Source organism: Streptomyces sp. NPDC058665 (genome assembly GCF_042714995.1).
GTDB lineage: Bacteria > Actinomycetota > Actinomycetes > Streptomycetales > Streptomycetaceae > Streptomyces.
In genome coordinates, this window is the sequence record NZ_JBHXRX010000032.1 from 92,971 (window position 1) to 98,992 (window position 6,022).

A 6,022-nucleotide genomic window follows, 5' to 3' on the forward strand; every position below is an offset into this window, starting at 1 on the left:
TATTGTTCTGTGCATGGCCGAATCCCTTGACCTCATTGACCGCATCGGCACTGTTGACCGCGTGGCCCGTATTCAGCAGGAATGGGCCCGCGAACGCCCCGATGTCGACGTACGCCCGCAGGGCGTGATCGGGCGGCTGCACCGCCTCGGCGTGTTTCTCACCGAGGAGTTGTGCGTCGTGTTCCGGAAGTACGGGCTGGGGGAGGGCGACTTCGACGTCCTCGCGGCCCTGCGGCGAGCGGGCGCGCCGTACGAACGCGCCCCCGGCGAGCTGGCCGAGCACACGATGGTCACCACGGGCGCGATGACGAAACGCGTCGACCGGCTCGAACGGGCCGGACTCGTCTCGCGGCGGGTGAGTGACAGCGACGGGCGCGGCAGGGTCGTCGCGCTGACCCAGGAGGGCCGCGAGCTGATCGACCGCGCCTTCTCCGAGCACATGGCCAACGAGCGCCGTCTGCTCGACGCGCTGACGGAGGACGAGGCCGGGCAGCTCGAATCCCTGCTGGCCAAGTGGCTGTCCGTGACGGAGGGCCCGCGCGGCTGACCGGGGCTCCTGGGCTCTGGCCCAGGCTCGATCGCCGGCGCCGTACCTCGCCGAGCTCAGGTGTTAGTCGACACCGCTCTGTTCCAGGGAACCTTCCTCCGCGCTGGTCAGTTCGGCGATCGCCGAGAAGAAATCGGCGATCCCCGGCCGGTTCGGTCCCTTGTCCCGCGACGCGGCGAAGTCCTCCGGCGTCTCCCAGGTGATGATGTCCAGCCATTCGTTGTCCGGCAGCCTCACCAGCCGGGCATCGAGGAATCCCCGCCTGTCCGCGCGGAAGTCCGCGAGCATCGCCGAGCGGGTCGCCAGCAGCAGCTCGTTCTTGTCCGCGTCCACCCGGAAACGCGTCAGTTCCACTGTGACCATGACGTCCCCTCTCCTCAGCCCTCCGTCCATGGAACAACGGGGGAGAGCGCCGCGCATCAGCAGTAGCTGGTGCCGCCGCGTCGGGGGCGCCGGCATGAAGAGTCCACCCCGCACATCCCTTCGCGAAGATTTCTTCGCGAAGGAGTCTTCGCAAAGAGTTGTTCGCGGTCTAGGCTGCTCGGCATGACGGAATCGAACGACGCCCCGCACGGCCCCAAGCACGAGTCGAACACGGTCGTCCTGGACGCCAAGGGGCTGCGTGCCCTGGCGCATCCGGTACGGGTCCAACTGGTCGGGATGCTGCGGAAGTTCGGTCCGTCGACGGCCACCCGGCTCGCCGAGCGGCTGGGCGTCAACTCCGGTACGGCCAGCTATCACCTGCGCCAGCTCGGCGACGCAGGGTTCGTCGAGGAGGACACCGAGCGCGGCAACGCGCGGGAACGCTGGTGGCGCGCGGTTCACCGGTCGACCTGGTTCCGCGAGGCCGACCTCGCGGAACGGGAGCCCGAGGCGGCCCTGGCGTATCTCCAGTCGGTCGCCGCCGCGTACACCCTGCGCACCCAACGGGCGCTCAGCGAACTCCAGACGATGCCCGACCGGTGGCGCGGCACCTTCGACATCAGCGACTGGCCGCTGCGGCTGACCCCCGAGGAGACGGTGAACCTGCGGGAGGAGCTCTACGCGCTCATCGCCCGTTACCGGCCGGACAGCCCGGAGACGGCGGCCGAGGCGCCGGAGGGCGCCGAGCGTGTCTCCCTCATCTCCCAGATCCTGCCGGAGCTGGACGTACCCGACACCCTCGACCCCTCTGACGAGACTCCCGACAGCGACCCCGCTCCCGAACGGTGGCGGGGAACGGAGACCTCATGAGGGAGTCCGGGGGCCGCGAGCCGGGGACGAAGGGCTCCGACGGCGCGCCGGAGCCGCCGGGGCGGCGTACGCTGCTGCCGCTCGTGGGCGTACTCACCGCGATGGCGGTCTCGTTGACCGGTACGCGCGTCTCGGCCATCGCGCTGCCCTGGTTCGTTCTCGTCACCACCGGCAGTGCCACCCGGACGGGGGTGGTGGCCTTCTGCGAGATGGCGCCGTACGTGCTGGTGAAGGCGTTCACCGGACCGCTGGTGGACCGGGCCGGGCCCCGGACCATCTCCTGGACCACCGACCTGGTCAGCTCCGCCGCCGCCCTCGCCGTGCCCGTACTCCACGCGGCTGACCTGCTCTCGTTCCCGCTGCTGCTCGTGCTCGTCGCGTTGATCGGCGCGGCGCGGGGACCGGGCGATCTCGCGAAGGACGTCATGGTCCCCGAGGCGGCGGACCACGGCCGTGTACCTCTGGAGCGGGCCACCGGCTTCGCCGGCGTGACCGAACGGCTCGCCTCCACCATCGGCCCGGCGGCGGGCGGCGCCCTCATCGCGGTCCTCGGGCCGTTGACCGGGCTCACGGTCAACGCGGCCTGTTTCGCGCTCGGTTCGGTGGTCATCGGGCTGGTGCTGCCGCGTGGCATGGGCCGCCCGGTCAAGCACACTCCGCCGCCGCAGGACGGCGCGGACGCACCCAAGGAGCCGGGCTACTGGCGGCGGTTCGGCCAGGGCTTCACCTTCCTGCGCGGCGAGCCGCTGCTCCTCACGATCGTCGTGATGGTCATGGTCACCAACTTCCTGGACGCGGCGTTCAGCGCCGTCCTCCTCCCCGTCTGGGCCAAGGAGTCGGGCAACGGACCGAGCGCCATCGGACTGTGCGCGGGCGCGGGCGGACTCGCCGCGATCGGCGGCAGCCTGATAGCGGCGGGCGTCGCGCACCGGATGCGGCGCCGCGTGGTGTTCTTCGGCGGATTCCTGCTCGCGGGCGCGCCGCGCTGGCTGATCCTCGCCTCGCCCGCACCGCTGTGGGCCGTGGTGGTCGTGTTCGCGGTCGGTGGTTTCGGCGCCGGATTCCTCAACCCCATTCTGGCGGCTGTCAGTTACGAACGCGTACCCCGCCGACTGCTCGGCCGGGTCAAGGCGCTCAGCGGCGCGCTCTCCTGGTCCGGGATGCCGCTCGGCGGGCTGCTCGGGGGCGCGGCGGTGGCCCTGACCGGACTGGCGCCGGTGCTGCTGGTGGGAGGGGCGGTGTACTTTCTCACGACGAATCTCACCGGACTGCGCCCGGAATGGCGGGAGATGGACCGGCTGCGCGGCAAGGGCCGCGCGGCCGACGACCCGGTCGCACCAACACCGCGTCGGCCGCCCGGCTCGGGCCCCGAGCCGGAATCCGGCACCCGGCTGACACGAACCGTCAAGTGACAGGCCCCGCCACCGGATACGCCAAGGGCCCGCCCTTTACCGCTGTTCCGCCAGCCACTCGTCGAAGCTGGTCGGTGCGATACGGGCGTTGTCGCCCGCCAGCATGACGTTGCCGGCCATCTCCGGACCGAAGATGCCCGACCAGGTCGGCACCAGCTTCACCGTGTGTCCGCGGACGTCGTTGGTGCGCCGCGCCATGTCCACCAGGTCCTGCGGGTCCGGCCCGACGACATCGGCGTACCGCCCCCGCGGCTCACCCGCCACGATCTCGGCGAGGACGTCGGCCACGTCCGCGGGTGCGATGGGCTGCATGAGGAGCGGCGCGACCATCGCGACACCGTCCTGCTCCGTCCAACTCGCCACCATCGCCGCGAAGTCGTGGAACTGCGCCGCGGGGACGATCGTCCACGGCACCGGCCCGGCCGTCACCAGGCGCTCCTGCTCCCGCTTGCCCGCGTAGTGCGCGTTGCCCTCGACGCGATCGACACCCACGATGGAGAGCAGCACATGGTGCCGCACCCCGGCCCGCGCCTCGGCGGCCAGCAGATTGCCCGTGGCGGTGCCGAAGAACGAGACCGTCCCGGCCCGGTCGGCCGGAGGGCTGTTGGTGACGTCCACGACCGCTTCGACGCCGGTCAGCGCGCTGTCGAGTCCGTCGCCCGTCGACAGGTCCACGCCCAGGGAGCGGCTGATACGTACGATCTCGTGGCCGCCGCGTTCGAGCGCGGCCACGGTGAGGGTCCCGATGTTCCCGGTCGCGCCGGCCACTGCGATCCGCATGGTGCTCTCTCTTCTCTCGAATCTCTCGAAATCCTTCTCACGATCCCGCCCCGGACAGTAACAGAATCATGGATGAAAAAGGTCCGTAATATCTGCGATAGGCTCGGCGTCGTGAAGCTGCCTGTGAGCACCGAATGGGTTCTGCACTGCGCCACGTCCCTGGCGCAGCTCGATTCGGGCGCCGGAGCGTCGACCGCGCAGCTCGCGCAGTACTACGACCTGCCGGCCCCCTATCTCGCCAAGCAGCTCAAGACGCTCGTCAGGGCCGGCCTGCTGACCGCGACCACCGGGCCACGCGGCGGATTCCGGCTCGCTCGGCCCGCCTCCGAGATCACCCTGCTTCAGGTGGTCGAGGCCGTCGACGGCACGTCACCGCCGTACGAGTGCAGGGAGATCCGCCAGCAGGGACGAGGCGCGCTGCCCGCGGAGGACTGCCGTCGTACCTGCGTCCTCGCCGAGAAGATGGCGGACGCGCACGAGGCATGGCGCGACAGCCTCGCCGGGGTCACCCTGGCCGACATCCTGGCCTCGCTGCCCGCGTACGCGCCCTCCCGTACCCGCCTCCGGCTGACCGGAACGCCGTAACGCCTGACCGGTGGGCGCTCGCGTCAACACCGTGTGCCGCGTGTCGTACGGACTCCGCGCGCCGACTGTGGGCAGGGTGCTGCTCATGAGACTGCGGGCCGCGGACAGAGACGACAAGGATGGCTCCGGGGACGGGGCGTTGGCCTATCTGCTGAATCTGCGGAAGGACCCGACCTTCACCCAGACGCTGCGCTCGACGGCGGCCGCGACGCTCGCCTACCTCGTCGCACTGTGGCTGAGCAGCGAACCCGCCCCGCTGACCGCGCCCCTCACCGCGCTGCTCGTGGTCCAGGTGACTCTCTACTCGACGCTCACCACCAGTGTCCGCCGGGTGAACGCCGTCGTCGCCGGCGTGCTCATCGCCGTCGCGTTCAGCATCCTCGTGGGGTTGTCGTGGTGGAGTCTGGGGCTGATCATCCTGGCCTCGCTCCTGGCCGGCCGGCTCGTCCGCGTCGACGAGTTCGTGCCCGAGGTCGCGATCAGCGCCATGCTGGTACTCGGCGTCACCCATGCGGCGGGCACCGCCTGGGACCGCATCCTGGAGACGCTGATCGGCGCGGTCGTGGGGCTGCTGTTCAACGTGCTGTTCGTGCCGCCGGTCTGGGTGGGCGCCGCCGGGGAGTCCATCGAGGGCCTCGCCCGGCAGATGCGCCGGCTGATGCGCGACGTCGGCGAGGAACTGACCACTCCCACCCCGGTCGAGCGCGCAGCGGCCCGGCTGCACGAGGCGCGGCGGCTCGACCACGGCGTCGCCGGGGTCGACGCCGCACTGCGCCAGGCCGAGGACAGCCTGCGGCTCAATCCGCGGGTCAAGGAAGGCCTGCTGCACCGGGTGGTGCTCCGTACGGGTCTCGACACGCTGGAGATCTGCGCGGTGGTCCTGCGCGTCCTCACCCGCACGATCACGGACCTCGCCAAGGCGCGGCAGGATGAAGACCTCTTCGCGCCGGAGGTGGGAGCGGCGCTGGAGGAACTGCTGTCGCAGGTCGCCGACGCGCTGGTCAGTTTCGCCGTGCTGGTCACCACGCAGGTGAGCGAGGCGGCGGAGGCGGCGGAGGACCGCCTCGCGGGGGACCTGAGCGCTGCGGCCGCGACCCGCGAGAGGGCGGCGAATCTGCTGCTGGAAGGCGTACAGCGGCATCCGCGCCAGTGGCAGCTGCACGGCGCGATGCTGTCGGAGATCGACAGACTGCTCGACGAACTCGACACGGACCACCGCTCCCAGCGCCTGCTGGAGGAGCTGGACAGATCCACCCGGGAACAGCGCGAGCGGCACCCTCAGCTCACGGCGTTCGCGGCATGGCTGCGCGGTGTGAACTGGCCCAGGATCAAACGGCCGACGCTGAGGCGGCGCGGCAGGAAGAACAAGTCCTAGGTGTATTGATCACGAGCGTTGTTGACACTGGTCGGGCTTGATCATGGCGAAGACCTCCGGTGTGGTGGAGCTGTCTAGGACTGCACCACT

7 protein-coding genes are annotated in these 6,022 nt (G+C 70.6%); 5 read left to right on the top strand and 2 right to left on the bottom strand.

All coding sequences use genetic code 11. The annotated features are described in order from the left end of the window. Positions 1-13: 13 nt before the first annotated feature. Positions 14-547, top strand: a complete 534-nt coding sequence (locus ACFWV8_RS21965; RefSeq protein WP_384204683.1) for a MarR family winged helix-turn-helix transcriptional regulator — start codon at positions 14-16, stop codon at positions 545-547. A gap of 63 nt (positions 548-610) precedes the next feature. Here ACFWV8_RS21965 and ACFWV8_RS21970 read toward each other — a convergent pair whose 3' ends face one another. After that, positions 611-910 carry a hypothetical protein gene (locus ACFWV8_RS21970; protein ID WP_384204687.1) on the bottom strand — a complete coding sequence of 100 codons (300 nt, stop codon included), beginning with the start codon at positions 908-910 and terminating at the stop codon, positions 611-613. Positions 911-1,093: 183 nt separating this feature from the next. Between ACFWV8_RS21970 and ACFWV8_RS21975 the strand changes: the two genes are divergently transcribed. Both ACFWV8_RS21975 and ACFWV8_RS21980 read left to right on the top strand, forming a co-directional pair. After that, positions 1,094-1,780: an ArsR/SmtB family transcription factor gene (locus ACFWV8_RS21975; RefSeq protein ID WP_384204692.1), complete on the top strand. Its 687-nt coding sequence runs from the start codon at positions 1,094-1,096 to the stop codon at positions 1,778-1,780. Next, positions 1,777-3,192 carry an MFS transporter gene (locus ACFWV8_RS21980; protein ID WP_384204701.1) on the top strand — a complete coding sequence of 472 codons (1,416 nt, stop codon included), beginning with the start codon at positions 1,777-1,779 and terminating at the stop codon, positions 3,190-3,192. Before ACFWV8_RS21975 ends, ACFWV8_RS21980 begins: the two co-directional genes overlap by 4 nt. A 36-nt stretch (positions 3,193-3,228) precedes the next feature. Here the strand turns inward: ACFWV8_RS21980 and ACFWV8_RS21985 are convergent, their stop codons facing one another. Further along, positions 3,229-3,972, bottom strand: coding sequence for an SDR family oxidoreductase (locus tag ACFWV8_RS21985; protein WP_384204704.1), 744 nt, complete (start codon positions 3,970-3,972; stop codon positions 3,229-3,231). A 111-nt stretch (positions 3,973-4,083) separates the two neighbouring features. Here ACFWV8_RS21985 and ACFWV8_RS21990 point away from each other — a divergent pair, with 111 nt between their 5' ends. After that, complete coding sequence (locus ACFWV8_RS21990) at positions 4,084-4,557, top strand: Rrf2 family transcriptional regulator (protein WP_329377327.1); 474 nt, start codon at positions 4,084-4,086, stop codon at positions 4,555-4,557. Between the two features lie 85 nt (positions 4,558-4,642). After that, entirely contained in the window at positions 4,643-5,932 is a 1,290-nt protein-coding gene (locus ACFWV8_RS21995) for an aromatic acid exporter family protein (protein WP_384204709.1), read from the top strand. Positions 5,933-6,022 lie beyond the last annotated feature (90 nt).